At 61.8% G+C, this 15,455-nt stretch carries 20 protein-coding genes and 1 pseudogene; 12 read left to right on the top strand and 9 right to left on the bottom strand.

The window, feature by feature from the left end; genetic code table 11:
- Positions 1-21 precede the first annotated feature (21 nt).
- The 9 genes and pseudogenes from Q0520_RS02215 to Q0520_RS02175 form a co-directional block, all read right to left on the bottom strand.
- Entirely contained in the window at positions 22-294 is a 273-nt protein-coding gene (locus tag Q0520_RS02215) for a hypothetical protein (RefSeq protein ID WP_298665990.1), read from the bottom strand.
- A gap of 185 nt (positions 295-479) precedes the next feature.
- Positions 480-635 carry a hypothetical protein gene (locus Q0520_RS02210; protein ID WP_298665988.1) on the bottom strand — a complete coding sequence of 52 codons (156 nt, stop codon included), beginning with the start codon at positions 633-635 and terminating at the stop codon, positions 480-482.
- 66 nt (positions 636-701) lie between these two features.
- The gene (locus Q0520_RS02205) at positions 702-2,099 is read right to left on the bottom strand and encodes an ATP-binding protein (protein ID WP_298665986.1); all 1,398 of its coding nucleotides are present in this window, start codon (positions 2,097-2,099) and stop codon (positions 702-704) included.
- 212 nt (positions 2,100-2,311) lie between these two features.
- A complete protein-coding gene (locus Q0520_RS02200) occupies positions 2,312-2,857 on the bottom strand; it encodes an aldolase (RefSeq protein ID WP_298665983.1) in 546 nt (181 codons plus the stop codon).
- On the bottom strand, positions 2,830-3,456 hold the full coding sequence (locus Q0520_RS02195; RefSeq protein WP_298665980.1) for an endonuclease III domain-containing protein: 627 nt from the start codon (positions 3,454-3,456) through the stop codon (positions 2,830-2,832). Before Q0520_RS02195 ends, Q0520_RS02200 begins: the two co-directional genes overlap by 28 nt.
- 24 nt (positions 3,457-3,480) lie before the next feature.
- Positions 3,481-3,756 (bottom strand): co-chaperone YbbN, encoded by a 276-nt coding sequence (locus tag Q0520_RS02190; RefSeq protein ID WP_298665978.1) that lies wholly within the window; start codon positions 3,754-3,756, stop codon positions 3,481-3,483.
- A gap of 2 nt (positions 3,757-3,758) precedes the next feature.
- Positions 3,759-4,052, bottom strand: a pseudogene (locus Q0520_RS02185) (thioredoxin domain-containing protein); the annotation flags it as partial.
- Positions 4,053-4,088: 36 nt separating this feature from the next.
- Positions 4,089-5,537: a preprotein translocase subunit SecD gene (locus Q0520_RS02180; RefSeq protein WP_298665976.1), complete on the bottom strand. Its 1,449-nt coding sequence runs from the start codon at positions 5,535-5,537 to the stop codon at positions 4,089-4,091.
- Positions 5,534-6,391, bottom strand: a complete 858-nt coding sequence (locus Q0520_RS02175; protein ID WP_298665974.1) for a protein translocase subunit SecF — start codon at positions 6,389-6,391, stop codon at positions 5,534-5,536. The genes Q0520_RS02180 and Q0520_RS02175 overlap by 4 nt, the downstream gene beginning before the upstream one ends.
- Positions 6,392-6,574: 183 nt before the next feature.
- Here Q0520_RS02175 and Q0520_RS02170 point away from each other — a divergent pair, with 183 nt between their 5' ends.
- The 12 genes from Q0520_RS02170 to oadA all read left to right on the top strand — a co-directional run bounded on the left by Q0520_RS02170 (position 6,575) and on the right by oadA (position 15,375).
- Positions 6,575-6,889: a DUF2551 domain-containing protein gene (locus Q0520_RS02170; RefSeq protein WP_298665973.1), complete on the top strand. Its 315-nt coding sequence runs from the start codon at positions 6,575-6,577 to the stop codon at positions 6,887-6,889.
- 141 nt (positions 6,890-7,030) lie between these two features.
- Entirely contained in the window at positions 7,031-7,201 is a 171-nt protein-coding gene (locus tag Q0520_RS12150) for a hypothetical protein (protein WP_342765230.1), read from the top strand.
- Positions 7,202-7,203: 2 nt separating this feature from the next.
- Positions 7,204-7,611: an archease gene (locus tag Q0520_RS02160; RefSeq protein WP_298665970.1), complete on the top strand. Its 408-nt coding sequence runs from the start codon at positions 7,204-7,206 to the stop codon at positions 7,609-7,611.
- Between the two features lie 9 nt (positions 7,612-7,620).
- Positions 7,621-9,054: an RtcB family protein gene (locus tag Q0520_RS02155; RefSeq protein WP_298665969.1), complete on the top strand. Its 1,434-nt coding sequence runs from the start codon at positions 7,621-7,623 to the stop codon at positions 9,052-9,054.
- Positions 9,051-9,632, top strand: coding sequence for a hypothetical protein (locus Q0520_RS02150; protein ID WP_298665966.1), 582 nt, complete (start codon positions 9,051-9,053; stop codon positions 9,630-9,632). The genes Q0520_RS02155 and Q0520_RS02150 overlap by 4 nt, the downstream gene beginning before the upstream one ends.
- A gap of 30 nt (positions 9,633-9,662) precedes the next feature.
- Complete coding sequence (locus Q0520_RS02145; RefSeq protein WP_298665964.1) at positions 9,663-10,085, top strand: DUF2111 domain-containing protein; 423 nt, start codon at positions 9,663-9,665, stop codon at positions 10,083-10,085.
- A 5-nt stretch (positions 10,086-10,090) separates the two neighbouring features.
- Positions 10,091-11,071 carry a biotin--[acetyl-CoA-carboxylase] ligase gene (locus Q0520_RS02140; RefSeq protein WP_298665962.1) on the top strand — a complete coding sequence of 327 codons (981 nt, stop codon included), beginning with the start codon at positions 10,091-10,093 and terminating at the stop codon, positions 11,069-11,071.
- A 9-nt stretch (positions 11,072-11,080) separates the two neighbouring features.
- Positions 11,081-11,590 carry a biotin transporter BioY gene (locus tag Q0520_RS02135; protein ID WP_298665960.1) on the top strand — a complete coding sequence of 170 codons (510 nt, stop codon included), beginning with the start codon at positions 11,081-11,083 and terminating at the stop codon, positions 11,588-11,590.
- Positions 11,587-12,270, top strand: a complete 684-nt coding sequence (locus Q0520_RS02130; protein WP_298665958.1) for an energy-coupling factor ABC transporter ATP-binding protein — start codon at positions 11,587-11,589, stop codon at positions 12,268-12,270. Before Q0520_RS02135 ends, Q0520_RS02130 begins: the two co-directional genes overlap by 4 nt.
- Complete coding sequence (locus Q0520_RS02125) at positions 12,254-12,952, top strand: ATP-binding cassette domain-containing protein (protein ID WP_298665956.1); 699 nt, start codon at positions 12,254-12,256, stop codon at positions 12,950-12,952. The genes Q0520_RS02130 and Q0520_RS02125 overlap by 17 nt, the downstream gene beginning before the upstream one ends.
- Positions 12,934-13,578 (top strand): hypothetical protein, encoded by a 645-nt coding sequence (locus Q0520_RS02120; RefSeq protein WP_298665954.1) that lies wholly within the window; start codon positions 12,934-12,936, stop codon positions 13,576-13,578. The genes Q0520_RS02125 and Q0520_RS02120 overlap by 19 nt, the downstream gene beginning before the upstream one ends.
- A 54-nt stretch (positions 13,579-13,632) precedes the next feature.
- Complete coding sequence (gene oadA, locus Q0520_RS02115) at positions 13,633-15,375, top strand: sodium-extruding oxaloacetate decarboxylase subunit alpha (protein WP_298665952.1); 1,743 nt, start codon at positions 13,633-13,635, stop codon at positions 15,373-15,375.
- The last annotated feature ends 80 nt before the right edge of the window (positions 15,376-15,455 follow it).

Raw genomic sequence — 15,455 nt, 5'->3', positions numbered from 1 at the left:
CGGCAAAGAAGACCTTCGCCTTCATCGGACCCGCAGGTCTTCACGCCCCAGGTAGTGCCGCGTGAGGTCGGGGTCGAAGATCCAGCACACCCTGCCGTCGGCATCGATCGCAATCTTCTCCGACTCGATAAGATAGTCGATCACCGTCTTGAACGTCTGGTACATCATCTGCCGGGGGAGGCGCGACCACATGGCACGGCGCCGGTATTCGCCGCTGTGCTCACGGGCAAAGTCCTCGACCATGCGGATGGTCTCCAGGGTGGGGGAGTGCGAGGCAGAGGGGGAGGCGGTCATGGACGAGCATCTGATGTATAACTATATATAACAAATTGTCGGGGCGCGACGCGGTGTGAGGGTCCAATCTCCTGCGGATTTCTTTCGTAGCACCAGAAAAGTAACCCGAAGGAGGCTCACGGTGTGCCGCGAAAGCAGTGGTATGAGACGACAGAATCGATGACTTCAAATGACGACTTCACAATTCACGCACATTTCCCGGAGAGAAATGTGACACTCACATTCTTGATCTCATTCTCTTCAGCCGCGATAGACATACCTGCTCCCCCGTCCCTTCCTCTCAAAGCACGCTCAAAGCCCCGCGTCTTCGCCGCCTCAGAGAGGGGGTCCGTCCCGGCCATGCCGGGATAGGTTCCCTGCGATCAGGTCAGGGAGATCATCACGCCTTTATCACGCCAGATCACGCCTTATCCGGGTGACCCCTTCTTCTCCCTGAACAGGACATAGTGTGTGTCCCGCCGCGATATACCCCGCCGTTCAAGAATATGCTTTGTGACCATGTCGTTCAGGTCTCTCAGTGCGGTTCGGGCGGCGACAGCGTTGAGGTTCTGATACTGAGTGTTGGTGATGGTGCCATGCTCCTTGAGGAAGGAAATGGCTGCGATCTGCCGGTCGTTCAGATCGAGTGCCTGCAGAAATTCATCGGTGAATTGATTCATGCGCAGGGTGAGCGTGAAGCCGAGGGGCGTACTGACGATCTCAGGCGCGGGCAGTTTTTCCTCCTCCAGTGCCCGGATGATCCGTTCGATCCCGGATCCATAACGCTCCACGAGGCCGGAACGGTAGAAGACATCTGCAATCTTCGGGTTGCGGAGATAGGAATAGTGTTCCCTGAGGATCATCTCGATGGTGACACCCTCGGGGAGACGACCGGCGTTGTGGAAGCGGATGTGGTCGTCGAAGATCCTGACCTGCGTCTGGATGGTGTTGTTGAAGTAGTCCCGATGGATGAGGGCGTTGAGCAGGGCCTCGCGGATCGCCGGGAGAGGGTATTCCCAGACCTCCTTCCTCTGGAAAGACTCCTGCATCGCCTCCCCGGAGATGTCGTAGCGGACGCCGATATAGTTCTTGATGATCCTCTCTGCTTCCTCGAACTGGACGAAGAGGTTGCCCCTGATCTCGTGGTCGCCGATGATGATGTCGGCCTGCCTGAACCTCCCGATCCTGATGATGGTATTCGGGAAATATGTCTGCGGGTCCTTGCCGAAGAGGATGATGGCGCCGTTGGTGATGCGTCCGTCCCTGATAAGGCCGAGACGGCTGAGGACGGCATCGACCGATTCGTCCGGGTCGATGACCGTGATGCGGCCGGTCGTGCGGGCGAGGGTGAGAAACCGCCTGACGCTCTCCCTGTCGATCTCATCGGGGTCGAACGTCCCGGTGACGCTGTCCCATTCGATGCTCTCCTGGAAGAAGACCCGCAATTCGTCAGGGAGCATCTCGCGGGTGGTGTCGCCGACGCGGGTGTAGTAGCGTCCATCGCAGGCGACGGGGGTGCGGCTCTGCTCGACAGTGACGGCAAGGATATTTTTCCCTTCGACCTCGTGGGTCTCGATAACCGGGTGGATGCCAAGCCTGCTGCTGATGCTGTCTGCGAGTTTCTTCTGGGCGTTGTTCCGCAGGTCGATGCCGGTGACGGCGTGGTCGCTGTCCCTGACGCCGATAACGGCGGTGCCTCCGGAGGTGTTGGCGAAAGCGGAGAGGAGTTTGTAGAAGGTGTCGCTCACCTCTTCCTTGAAGTCGATCCGCCGTCCTTCAAAACAGGCGAGGAGGGAGGCGAGGTTATCCGTGGGCTTCGCCTCCAAAATGCACCGGGGAAGCGAGGGCGCTGCTGCGTCCCAGGATCTGGCAGAAAGATTTCATCACTCTTCTGGGGTGGTGCATGCTTCAATTTATAGTGTGCGGGAAGGGAGTAGGCTGTTACCACCCATATATGCCCCGATCTCCCCGATTGAGAAGGGGAAAAAACAGAACCTCCCCATCCCTCCCCCGCTCCGGCAGGTCCCAAAAACTCCCCTTAAAAACTCCCCTTCCCCAACAACCCCGCGTACAACAAAACCCGGCACGAGTACTCCGCCAGAGACGTGTAGAGATACGCCTCGTCAAGACTCTTCCCCGCCGCGAAGGTGCCGTGGCCGCGGGCGATGACAAGGTGAGCGTCCTTCAAGGCCGCCGCCACATTGTCGGCAAGTTCCTGCGTCCCCGGCGCCCCGCCGACGACCGCGATCTCCTGGCAGAGCATCTCCCCCTCGCTGTCCCTCGGGACGATCCTCTCGCAGGCGAGAGACGCCGCCACCGCATGCGCCGGGTGGGCGTGGACGATCGCCAGGTGAGGCGTCAGGTTGTAGACCGCCTGGTGCACCCTGTACTCGCTCGACGCCCCCTTCGGCGCCGACCCCTCGCAGGGGACGAGGACGAGATCCCCCGGGTCATCGAGGTACGACCCCGTCCTCGTGATCAGGAAACCGTCCCCCTCACGCCTGCTCATGTTCCCGAAATTCCCGCCGACAAGGCCCTCCGTAAAGAGCCTCTTCCCTATACGCACACAGTCTTCATCCTGCACTCGTCACACCGTCCTGAAACACAGAACTCCTTTGCATATTCGACGACCCGGCCATGGGCACGCCCGTACTCCCCCGCGTCCTCAGGGAGCACCCTCTCGAAGGCCGCCTTGAGATCGGTATACGACCCCGTGACCCCGACACACCCGCAGATCCTCTTCGTATACGCGTCGACCACGAAAGACGGACGGCCAAACCCGTAGCAGAGAATGCTGTCCGCCGTCTCCTCGCCGACACCCCTGACCGCGAGGAGCGCCTCCCGCAGGGCAGGCGTCGGCAGGCGGGACAGGCCCTCGACACCCCCCATATCGAGAATCCGGCGGCACAACCCCTTCAGCCGCGCCGTCTTCAGCCGGTAAAAACCCGTGCACCTCACCGCCTCCTCGACCGTCGCCGTCTCCGCCCGGTCGACCCCCGCCACCGTGCCGATACCCGCCTCCCGCAGGCGGGCAAGGGCGCGTTCGACATTCTCCCAGCGCGTCTGCTGGGTGAGCACCGCACCGATGACAACCTCGTCCGGGCATGCGTCCCACCAGGTAATCTCACCGTAGCGTGCGGCAAGACCCCTGAGCAGGGCCCGGACTCGCTCATCCGGATCCATGAAAGAAAAATGGTGGAGTATCCCTTACTCTTCGATCAGGGGCCTGAGGATACTCTCAAGGACATCGGCACGGGTGACGCCCTCGATTTTCTGGAGTACAATGCCGTCCTTCTCGATGATAAGAGTCGGGACAACACGGATCTGGTACTTCATCGCCTCCTCCATGTTCTGGTCGACATCCACTTTCCTGATCTCGACCAGGTCGCCCATCTTCGCCTTGAGGTCTTCGAGGATCGGCGTCTGCATCCTGCACGGCCCGCACCATGTCGCAAAAAAGTCAGTCAATACCGGTTTGCTCATTACTATCCCTCTTTCTGGAGATCATCGATCAGAGATAATAAAATGCTTTCGAGCGTCTCCCCGTCCGTGACCATCTCAAACCTCCCGACCACAACCCCGTCCGCCTCGATGACGACCGTCGGAACGGTCGTCAGGCGGTAGGCCGAAACAAGATCGCGTCTCTCCGCAACATCGATCATCCTGAATTCCACCCTGTCACCGAGCCTTTCCGCCACCTCCTCCACAATGGCCGTCTGCTCCCGGCAGGGCTCGCACCACGCAGAGAAGAAATCGATCAGCACAGGTCTACCCATGAGAGCGGTATGGAAAAAAAGAGAAGATAGATTTTCCGGTTATTTGGAGAGGATCGCCATGATGATCTTACCGTATGCAGGCCGGGTGATCAGCACACCGACGAGCACGCCAAGGATCGTGATGATGGCGAAACCGCGGAGGGTCGAGAGGTCCATCAGGGCGAGAGGCAGCATCGCGAAGATGACAGTCCCTGCAGAGACGACAATGATCCCGAGGGCCCGCGAGAGCCTCTTCATGTAGATGCTCGACGACGGCACCCGGCCCTCGTGGAGCACCTCGTCGGTGATCACGACGAGCTGGTCGATACCCGTACCCATCACGGCGATGATACCGGCGATCGATGCCAGGTCAAGCTGCTGGGCAAACCGTGCAATACCGAGCAGGATGACGATCTCCGAGAGGTTGGTCAGGACCATGGGGAGCACGATGCTCGGTTCACGGTACCGGAAGTAGACCACGACACCGACGACGACCAGGGCGGCGAGCGCCGCAAGGATGCAGAGGAACTTGTAGTAGTCGCCGAGTGTCGCCGAGACAGAGCCCGACCCCGCGACCGTCACGTCCACAGGCAGGGCGCCTGCCCGGAGGTGGATCTCAAGGTTGCTTGCGTCCTGGAGGCCCTCGTCACCGACGCCGGTGGAGGCGCTGAGGCTGCGGATCGGACTGGCCTTCAGCTGCGAGGCGAGGTCAGGGGAGAGAGGAGCCGAGTAGACGGTCTTGTTGTCGAGGTACATGACCAGTTCGTGCTTCTGCGGGTCGTTCACCGCATTCGAGGCGATGGCGGCTTTCTGGAAGGCGGCCGCACCCTCGGGGTTGAGCGTGAAGCCGACGCCCCACATACCCTGCTGGTCCTTCTTCGGCACGTCGACGCTCGTGATCACGTCGCCAAAGATGACATGCTCGGTCTGGTTCCCGCTTGTCTGGACACGGATCTCGAACTTGCCCTGCTGACCGACGATCTCGTTCGCCGTTTCCATATCGACGCCGGCGAGTTCGACACGCACATAGCGGGTGATACCGTTGAGACCGGTGAGGATGTTCACCCGTGCGTCCTTCGTGCCGAGGCTGTTCACCTTCTCGTCAAGGGTCCGCTTCACAAGTTCGGCGGTGTCCTTGGAGACACCCTGGTTCACGGTGACGATCGTCGCCCCGGCCTTCTCGAAGACAGGTTTGAGTTCCTCGCGCGTGAACGCCTTCCTGACCTCGACCTGGTCTGCCGAAAGCGGGATGACCTCGGTGTCCAGTTCAGCGCTCAGGGTCTCGGCGAGTTTGTTGATGTCGATGCCGGGCTCGACGGTGACAACTTCGGCCTGGAACTCCATCTGGAGCCAGGAACCCTGCTGGAGGTCGAGACCGTACTGGAGGTTGGTCGTGAATTTCCCGTCCTCAAAGTGAGGGCCGATAGAGATGACTGAGAGGATGACAAGGGCCACCAGGAGGATGACCCTCCAGTCTCTACTGAGTTTCTTGAGTGTATCGCTGTTCATGCTCGTCTCCCATTCTTTTCCAGGTATGCCTTGAGGACACCGGCGTTGAAGACCCAGGTGTTCATAAGGTCCACAAAGAGACCGATGAGAAGGACGGCCGAGATCTGGGCGATGACTTCAACGCCGCCGAAGGCCGTGACCAGGAACATCGCCGCGACGGCGGCGATCGTCGTCGTCGTCATGATGATGCCTGTCCTGTAGGCCCCGGCGAACTTGTCTTCCGTCTTCCCCTGTCTTTTGAGGACACGGGTCGTGAGGAGGACGTCGCTGTCCACCGAGTAACCGATGAGCATCAACAGGGCCGCCGTCGTCGGCAGGGTGAGAGTGATGCCGAGGAGGCTCATGATCGCCGCCGTGATCGTGATGTCGGAGAACGCGGCGAAGACAACGGCCAGCGAGGGGATGAAGGTCCTGAAAGCGACGAAGACCACAATCGCCATACCGAGGAAGGAGAAGATCAGGGCGATGAAGGCCTGCTGCTGGAGGGTGCTCCCGAAGGCCTCGCCGATATGGTCGACCTTGGCGTCAGGGTAACGGTCCATGACCCTATCATTGAGCGCCTTTGTCTGCTCGTCGCTCATGGGGCCGAACTTGATGTACTTACCGCCGTCAAGCCCCTCGCCGACGTCAGTCAGGGGGTATCCTGCAAAATAGTCTTTGATCTCATCAATACTGTCGTCAGTGATGACGTTGACGGCAGTACCGCCTGCAAAGTCGATGCCGGGCTCTAACGGCATCCCTGTGCTCAGCCAGTTGAAGGTGAGGAGGCCGAGCGCCAGGAGAAGCAGAATGAGTGGTATCGTCACCATCTGCTTCGGCGGGTATTTGTTGATATCGTAGGTGACAAAACCCATAGGTATATGGTCTGCCGTAGAAGGGATTAATATTTGGATATTCCCCACTACAAAGCGCATTTTGGGGACGGAAAAACTGTTCGATCTGTCCTTTCGCGGGGGGCTTTTTTTCCAGATACCCCTCCCCGGAGAGTCCAGAAGAAAATAGGAACGTATATATTGAGTCCGGCACCACACACCAGTATGCGGTCGCCGGCCAACATCAAGAGAGAGATCGAGGCCCGCCTGAAGACATATCTCTCACGAGACAGCACAGGCATCAGGCACGAAGTTCTGACCTTTTTCGTCAGGATCAGGTCGACGACGATCCCCGATCTCTATACACTGCTCTCCCGGACCTTTACGATCAGCTACCACTCCATCGCCTCGATGGTGGGGATCATCGCCTCGCGCATCGGCATCCTCCGCGTGCGGCGGGACCAGGAGAGCCCGAATGCCGTCTACGAACTCAAGGACGAGTACGTCGGCATGGTCACCCGCCTCCTCGACAGTGGATAGGCGGGCGATCACAACAGTTTTACCCTTTCCTGCGGTGACGTATAAGGGATGATAAGGACCGGGAAAGAACCCTCTCTCCCGAGGATAAAAGTCTCGGAGGAGGTTCTGTCATATGTTCAGAAACGGGACTGCGATTTCAGGGTGTGTACCTCCTGCGGAGGCCCGATTTTACTTCCGATCTCGGTCAAGCCCCCGAAGGCCACCGACGCGACAGTGAAGGCCGGGCGCCACTGGATTTATATTTCCATGTATCAGGCGCCGTACCTGGACACCATAGACCTCGGCCTTGTGCCGGCCTACGACCTGGAGTGAGGATGTCGTTCGAGGAACTTCCCCACCAGGCCGACGTGCGGGTTCGGGTGCGGGCGGAGGACTGCAACGTCCTCTTTGCCGAAGCGGCGAGGGCGATGTTCTCCATCATGTATGTCACCTGCGACGAAGGGGAGATCGAGCGGAGGGTCTCGGTCACATCGGACGACATGCAGTCCCTGTTGATCGACTTTCTCTCCGAACTCCTCTTCGTATCAGAGGTGGACCGTGTCGTCTTCTCCTCCTTCGATGTCGTCATCACCGGCACGAGCCTTACGGCGACGGCACGGGGAGAACCTTTCAACCCGGCGAAGCACCTGGGCGGCATGGAGGTGAAGGGAGTATCCTACTCCGGGCTGACGATCACGAGAGACGGGGAAGGGTTTTGTAGCGAGATACTCTTTGATGTGTGAGGTGTCGAAATGCTTGAAGGGATCACGAAGATCAGCGAGGTCGAATGGGAGGTGCCGGTCGGGTATGTCCCGGGGATGCGGGTACCAGGCCGGTTCTTCCTCTCCGAAGACCTCTCGGAGACGCTGGAAGGGGGAGCGGTCCAGCAACTCGCCAATGTCGCCACGCTCCCGGGCGTTGTCAGATATTCCCTTGCCATGCCCGACATCCACTCGGGCTACGGCTTTCCCATCGGGGGTGTCGCCGCCTTTGAAGAAGATACGGGCGTCGTCTCGCCGGGCGGGGTCGGCTACGACATCAACTGCGGCGTCCGCCTGATCACGACGCCCCTCACCATCGCCGACATCAAAAACCCGCGGGCCCTGATCGAGGAACTCTTCAGGACGGTGCCGACCGGCGTCGGGGCTGAGAGCACGATGCGCCTCTCCGAGGCCGACCTCGACGACCTGATGGCCGATGGCGTGGACTGGGCGATAGACCACGGTTTCGGCATGGCCGCCGACGCCGAGCACTGCGAGGAGAAGGGACAGATGCAACAGGCAGACCCGGCCGCGGTGAGCAAGAAGGCCCGGCAGAGGGGCAGGCCGCAGGCCGGCACCCTGGGGTCGGGCAACCACTTCCTGGAGGTGCAGGCGGTGGACGCCATCTTCGACCCGGAGGCGGCGAAGGCCTTCGGGCTTGAGGCCGGCCAGATCTGCTGCATGATCCACTGCGGGTCCCGCGGCCTTGGCCATCAGGTCTGCACCGACCACCTGCGTGTCCTCGAGTCGGCGACCCGGAAGTACGGGATCGAGATCCCGGACAGACAACTCGCCTGCGCCCCTGTCCACTCCCCTGAAGGAGAGGCGTATTTCGGGGCGATGGCGGCGGCGGCAAACTATGCCTGGGTGAACAGGCAGGTGATCACCCACCAGGTGCGCACCGTCTTCGCCCGCCTTTTCGGGATCGCCTACGAGGAGATGCCCCTCGTCTACGACGTCGCCCACAATGTGGCGAAGAGAGAGGAGCACGACGTCGACGGGAAGAGGCAGACCCTCTGCGTCCACAGGAAGGGCGCCACCCGCGCCTTCGGCCCCGGACTCACCGAGGTGCCGCAGGCCTACCGTTCCATCGGCCAACCCGTGATCATACCGGGGAGCATGGGCAGTTCCTCCTACGTCCTCCGCGGCACGGCGACGGCGATGGCGAGGACCTTCGGGAGCACCTGCCACGGCGCTGGCCGGGTCATGAGCCGCACAAAGGCCAAACACGCCACACCTGGCCGGGAGATCAGGGAAGAACTCCTGAAACAGGGGATCATCGTCAGGGCGACAAGCGACGCCTCGATCGCCGAGGAAGCGCCGGACGCGTACAAGGAGAGCGACAAAGTCGTCGACGTCGTCCGCCGGGCAGGGCTCTCCCTCCCGGTGGTCAGGCTCCACCCTGTCGGGGTGATCAAGGGGTGACCGCAAAGGCGGCAGTCCTCTGGGACGAACCAGGCACCTTCAACAGGTTCGTCAACGAGTGCTGCGGGGTCAGTTGCGACCCCGTCAACCAGTTGCTCGTCGCCTCTCCCTTCTACCGGGGGAAATACGTCGCCCTCATCGTGCCGACCGGGTTTGCGAACCCCCGCTACTCCCGCCTCCTCCCGGCACTCCGGGCCGCCGCCCCCCGCATCAAGGCCTTCGTCGAGAACGGTGGCCACCTCCTCGTCTTCGGGGCGATGGACGAGAGGCCCGGCGCCTATGACTGGCTCCCCTTCAGGGTGGAGTACAGGCACGAGTTCAAACAGAGAAAACTTGTCTTCTCCTCCGGGAGCGAGTACGCCGCCATCGTCGAGGACTACGACCCCGAGGCCGTCGAGACCGACGGCGTCTTCCCCGCCACCGACGCCGAGATCGTCGCCGCAACACCCGAAGGGGAGGCGGTCGTCCTTGCAAAGACAGTCGGGAAGGGCATTGTCGTCGTCACCAGCATCCACGAATACCCCTCAGCCCGGTTTGTCGGTACATTCTGTACCGCTGAAAGAGAAACCTTATTTTAGAAGAGTGTAATGGAGAGTACAGGTGGAATAATGGACCAGTATATCATTTCCGCTTCATCCACGACAGACGATCTCATGCCGGTGGTGATGGCGGTCCATCTCCTCCTCAACAAGTTGCCGGTCACGGCACGGTCGCGGGACGCCCCCGGACTGCGTGTTGAGGACGGGAGAGTGATCGACGGTCACTATACCGGTCCGCTCCTCGAAGCCGCCATTGCAGAGAACAGACTGAAAAAAGATGTGCCGCCCTCAGGCCCGTACAAGGGGGTGCCTGTCGTCGTCGCACCTGTCCGCGATTCCGAAGGGAAGGCGATCGGCGCGATCGGCGTCGTCGACATCACCGGGATCTTCGACCTCGCCACCCTCATGGAGCACCAGTCTGCGATCCTGCAACAGGTCTGCGGAAAAGACCCCTGTCCCCTCCCCACAGAATCGATCTCCGCAAAAAGGTAATAGCCATGAATGATGTTACTGAGAAAGTTCTGAAGATACTCGAATCGGCCGAAGACCCCATCACCGCTGACCAGATCAGCGAGGCCCTCGATATACCCGGTTCGTCGGTCGCACGCCATATCAAGAGCCTGCGCGAGACCGGGCACGACATCGAGTTCTCGCGGGGGTCGGGTTATCTCCTTGTGAAGGGCGGGGGAGCGATCACACCCGAAGAGATCGGACGGACGCTCAGGACCACGGTGATGGGCCGGGAGATCAGGTACTACGAGAGTGTCGGTTCGACGAACTGGACGGCACGGAAACTCTGTACCGAAGAGGACCCGGCGGCCCTCCACGGCACCCTGATCGTCGCCGAAGAACAGACCGGCGGCTTCGGGCGGATGGGCCGCGCCTGGGTCTCGCCGAAGGGCGGTATCTGGGCGAGCCTCATCCTGAAACCGACGATCCCGGTCAATTCGCTCTTCCTGATCACGATGGCCGCCTCCATTGCGATCGCCCGCGCGATCAGGCGGAAGTACGACCTCGGCGCACTGATCAAGTGGCCGAACGACGTCTTCATCGGCGACAAGAAGGTGGCCGGACTCCTGGTCGAACTCTCGACCGAGGGGGAGAATGTCAACTACTGTCTCCTCGGCATCGGCATCGACGCCAACGTGGACCTCGGCGACCTTCCCCCCGACCTCCAGAAGACGGTCACCTCTGTCATGACCGAACTCGGCCACGAAGTCGACCGGGCGTCCCTGCTCACGACAGTCCTGAAAGAGTTCGAGGGGAAGTACCAGATCCTGGAAAGCGGCGAGTACGACCCGATCGTCAGGGAGTGGAAGAGTCTCTCCCGCACTCTCGATAGCCGCGTCTCGATCAGGACGATGCGGAAGACCTTCGAGGGCGTCGCCATCGACATCGACCAGCACGGCGCCCTGATCATCAGGCGTGACAACGGCAGGATCGAGAAGGTCGTGGCAGGCGACTGCATGCACCTCTGAAGGCGGACCATGTACGGCAGTGAAGAGCGTTCCCGCATTATCGCAGAGTCTGCCGGCTTTGTCGCCCTGATCACCGCGGGGTCGTGGGTCTCCATCCCCTTCGTCCCCGTGCCTCTCACCCTCCAGACCTTCTTCGTCCTCCTCTCCGGGGCGGTCATGAAGAGGTGGGCGGTGGTGCCCGCGGCGCTGTACCTCCTCCTCGGCCTCCTCGGTCTCCCGGTCTTCCACAACGGCACGGCAGGCATCGGCGTCCTGATGGGGCCGACAGGGGGGTTCATCGTCGGGTTCGTCGCCGCGGCCCTCATTGCAGGCCTTGCGTACGAGAGGGACGCCGAGATGGTCAGGGCCGCCGGCCTTGCCGCCGCATCGCTGGCGATCTACCTCTTCGGGGTCTCCTGGCTTGCGTACTCGACAGGCATGGGACTTGTGGCCGCAACTCTCGTCGGGATGGTGCCCTTCCTCCCCGGCGACGCCGTCAAGGCGGCGGCCGCATATATCGTCGCACGAAGACTGACATGATCGAGATCGCCGGCCTCGTCCATGGTATCCTCTCTGTCCCCTCCCTCAGGATCGGTGAGGGGCACACCGCCCTCATCGGCGAGAACGGGAGCGGCAAGTCAACTCTTCTCTCTCTTCTTTCCGGCATCGCTGTCCCCCACAAGGGCAGGATCACCATCGACGGCCGCCTGCCACGGCAGGTCGACGTCGGGTGGGTCACTGAGTTCCCGGACCAGAGCATCCTCTTCACCCGCGTCGACGACGAGATCGCGAGTCCCTCTCGTTTCGCCGGTATCCCCTGCAGGGAAGTGGAGAGGCGGGTCGACGCGGCCGCACGTCTCGTCGGGATCGAGGACTTCCTCCCCCGCACGGTCAGGGAACTCTCCGGCGGCGAGCGGGCCCTTGTAGCACTCGCGACCGCCCTCTCGACAGACCCGGAGGTGCTCGTCCTCGACGAGTTCGACTCCCACCTCGACGGCGAGACGGCGGAGGTCGTCGAGGAGGCCCTATCGAGGTCGAGGTGCCGGTACTGCGTCCGCTGCACCCAGGACATGGCCACCGCAGCGCGGGCCGATACCGTGCTCTACCTGGAGAAAGGACGGGTCGGCGAGATCGGCACGCCCGCCGCCGTCTTCGCCGCCCGCGAACAGACCTGTTTCTACCCGCCCCTCTGGAGGATCGCCCGTGGACGTCAGGCTTGAGGGCGTCACCTTCAGGCGCGGCGCCTTCACCCTCACCTGCTCCGGCGTCTTCGGGGAAGGCGTCCACCTTGTCAGCGGGAGAGTGGGGAGCGGGAAGACGACCCTCGCCCTCCTCCTCGCCGGCCTCGTCCGACCCCCGGAGGGGACGGTCACGAGGGACGGCATCTCCTCCCTCACCCTCTCCTTCCAGAACCCTGAATACCATGTCACCGAGGCAACGGTCGGGGCCGAGGTGAGTTCATACGGCGCCGACCCGGCAGAGGTCACGGCCCTCTGCGGCCTTGCCGACCGCCGGGAGGACGACCCCTTCACCCTCTCCCGCGGCGAACTCAAGCGCCTCCACCTCGCCTGCGTTTTTACGAGGGCGTACGACCTCCTCATCCTCGACGAACCCTTCAGTTCCCTTGACTGCGTCCAGAAAAAGCGCGTGTGCACTCTGGTGAACGAGCGAAAAGGGGGCGTCACCGTCATCTTCACCCACGAGAGACAGGTGCTCCCGCAGGTCGACTACCTCTGGGAGGTCGAGGACGGACAGGTTGTCTGTCTCGGCAGGGTGCCGGACGCCATCCCGGCATGGCGTCACGCCCCGCCGTACCTCAGGTACGCCCTCGACGCCGGTGTCGTGCCGGAGAACATCAGGTTTCAGGACGCGATGGAGGCGTTATGCAGGACGCACGACTGAGACTCTTCTGTATCTTTGCCCTCTCCATTGCCGCCTTCCAGTCGGTGCACGGCGCCGCCCTCGTCTTCCTCTGGTGGGCGGTATTCAGCAGGAGACGCGCCTCCCTCCCGCCGCGGACCGCCGGGGCCGTCGTCCTCCTCACCCTCGGCATCACCGCCGCCGTCACCGAGGTCACCGCAGGCGGCGGCCTCGCCTACTTCTTTCGCCTTGCGGCAGTCTTTCTCATTGCTTTCTGGGCGTACAGCGAACGCATCCCGGGCGAACTCCTCGGCGCCGGCGTCTCCCTCTTCGGGAAACATCTGGGTTTCGACATCGGCCTTGCCGGCGAGATGGGCATGGAAGCGCTCGCCTCCCTGGAGGGGGACATCGCGCGGATGAGGATGGCCCTGAGACTGAAGGGAAAAGGCCGCGGTATCGGCGCAGTCGTCCCCCTCGGCCTCGGCCTCCTCCATGCACAGATGCAGAGGTCGAGGGAGCGTGCCTCACTCCTTGCCGTGCGCGGCTACACCGGCGGGGGGTCGGTCTGCCCGGTCTTCATACGGACACGAGCAGACGTGTACGCCGCTGCTCTTGCCGGAATTATCGTAATTTTCTCTTTTGTACCTCTTAGTGATGTATTTATATGATCAGATTGAAAAATTGAGAGGCTTGTTGATATTTTGGAGCCCCGAGGTATTCAGATGAGTGCTGCCAGTTCTAAAAGGGTATATATCACCGATACAACGCTCAGGGATGCCCATCAGTCGCTCATCGCCACCCGCATGAGAACAGAGGACATGATCCCTCTGGCTCGGAAGATGGATGATGTGGGCTTTTTCTCCCTGGAGGCCTGGGGGGGTGCGACTTTCGACAGTTGCATCCGTTTTCTCGATGAGGACCCGTGGGACCGCCTGCGAGACCTGAAGGCCGAACTCGCAAAGACGCCGATCCAGATGCTGCTGCGGGGGCAGAACCTGGTGGGCTACCGGCACTACCCCGACGATGTCGTGGAACGCTTTGTCGGTGCCGCCTACAAGAACGGCGTTGATATCTTCCGCGTCTTTGACGCCCTGAACGATATCAGGAACATGGAGAAGGCCTTCACCAGCGTGAAGGCGGCAGGCGCCCACCTGCAGGGTACGATCTCGTACACGACAAGTCCTGTGCACACCACGGCCACTTTTATCGATATGGCCGAGGAGATGGCCGCACGTGACTGCGACTCCATCTGCATCAAGGACATGGCCGGACTGATCATGCCCGAGGCCGCCCGCGAACTCATTGCAGGGATCAAGGAGAGGGTCGATATACCGGTCTGTCTCCACTCCCACTCGACGAGCGGGATCGCCCCCATGAGTTACCAGGCGGCGATCGAGGCGGGCGTCGACATCCTGGACACGGCGATGTCGCCCTTCGCCCTCGGCACCTCGCAGCCCCCGACGGAGAGCGTGGTCGCCGCACTCAAGGGCACGGCCCGCGACACCGGGATCGACCTCCACGCTCTCCATAAGGTCAGGGACCTCTGTGTCAAGGTCAGGGAGAAGTACGACGGTCTCCTCAACCCGATCTCCGAGAGGGTGGACAGCGACGTCCTGATCTACCAGCTCCCCGGCGGCATGATCTCGAACCTTGTCTCCCAGTTGAAGGAGCAGGACGCCCTCAACCGCCTGGACGAGGTCTTCGCCGAGTTGCCGAAGGTGCGTGCAGACCTCGGCTACCCGCCCCTTGTCACCCCGACCTCCCAGATCGTGGGGACGCAGGCGGTCCTGAACGTCCTGATGGGCGGAAAGAGGTACGCCAATGTCACAAAGGAGGTCAAGGACTATGTCCGCGGCCTGTACGGCCGGTCGCCGGCGCCGATCTCGCCCGAGATCAGGACGCTCATCATCGGCGACGAGGACGTGATCACGGTGCGGCCCGCCGACCTCCTCGAACCTGCCTACGAGAAGATGCGGGAACAGGCACAGAAGGACGGGCTCGTGCGGAAGGAGGAGGACGTCCTCACCTACATTATGTACCCGGCGATCGCCCCGTCATTCCTGAAGGGCGAGAGGAAGCCCGAGGCGATCCCGCAGAAGACGCAGGCGGCGGCGAGCACCGCCGATGTCCCGGGTTTCATGGAGGTCGAAGTCGACGGCGAGATCTTCTCCGTCCGGATCCTTTCTGTCGAGGGGAGTGCGGTCGAGTCGGCCGCACCCGCGGCCGGGAAGGAGATCCCGCGGGGCGAGATCGCCGGCGGCATCAAGTCCAACATGCAGGGCATGGTCCTTGAGGTGCGGGTCTCTGCCGGCGCCGAGGTGCGGAAGGGCGATGTCCTCCTGGTCCTTGAGGCGATGAAGATGGAGAACCCGATCTACGCCCCTGCCGACGGCAAGGTCACGGAGGTCTTTGTGGATGCGGGCGACGTCGTCCAGAACGGAGACGTCCTGATGGTGGTCGAATAATCCTCTCTGTGTGGTCCTATGAGATATTTTGAGAAGGTGCTCATCGCAAACAGGGGCGAGATCGCCATCAGGGCGATGCG

This window comes from uncultured Methanofollis sp., assembly GCF_937919355.1.
Lineage (GTDB): Archaea > Halobacteriota > Methanomicrobia > Methanomicrobiales > Methanofollaceae > Methanofollis.
The sequence above is the reverse complement of the archived record's forward strand: the minus strand, read 5'-3'. Positions and strand labels throughout refer to the sequence as shown.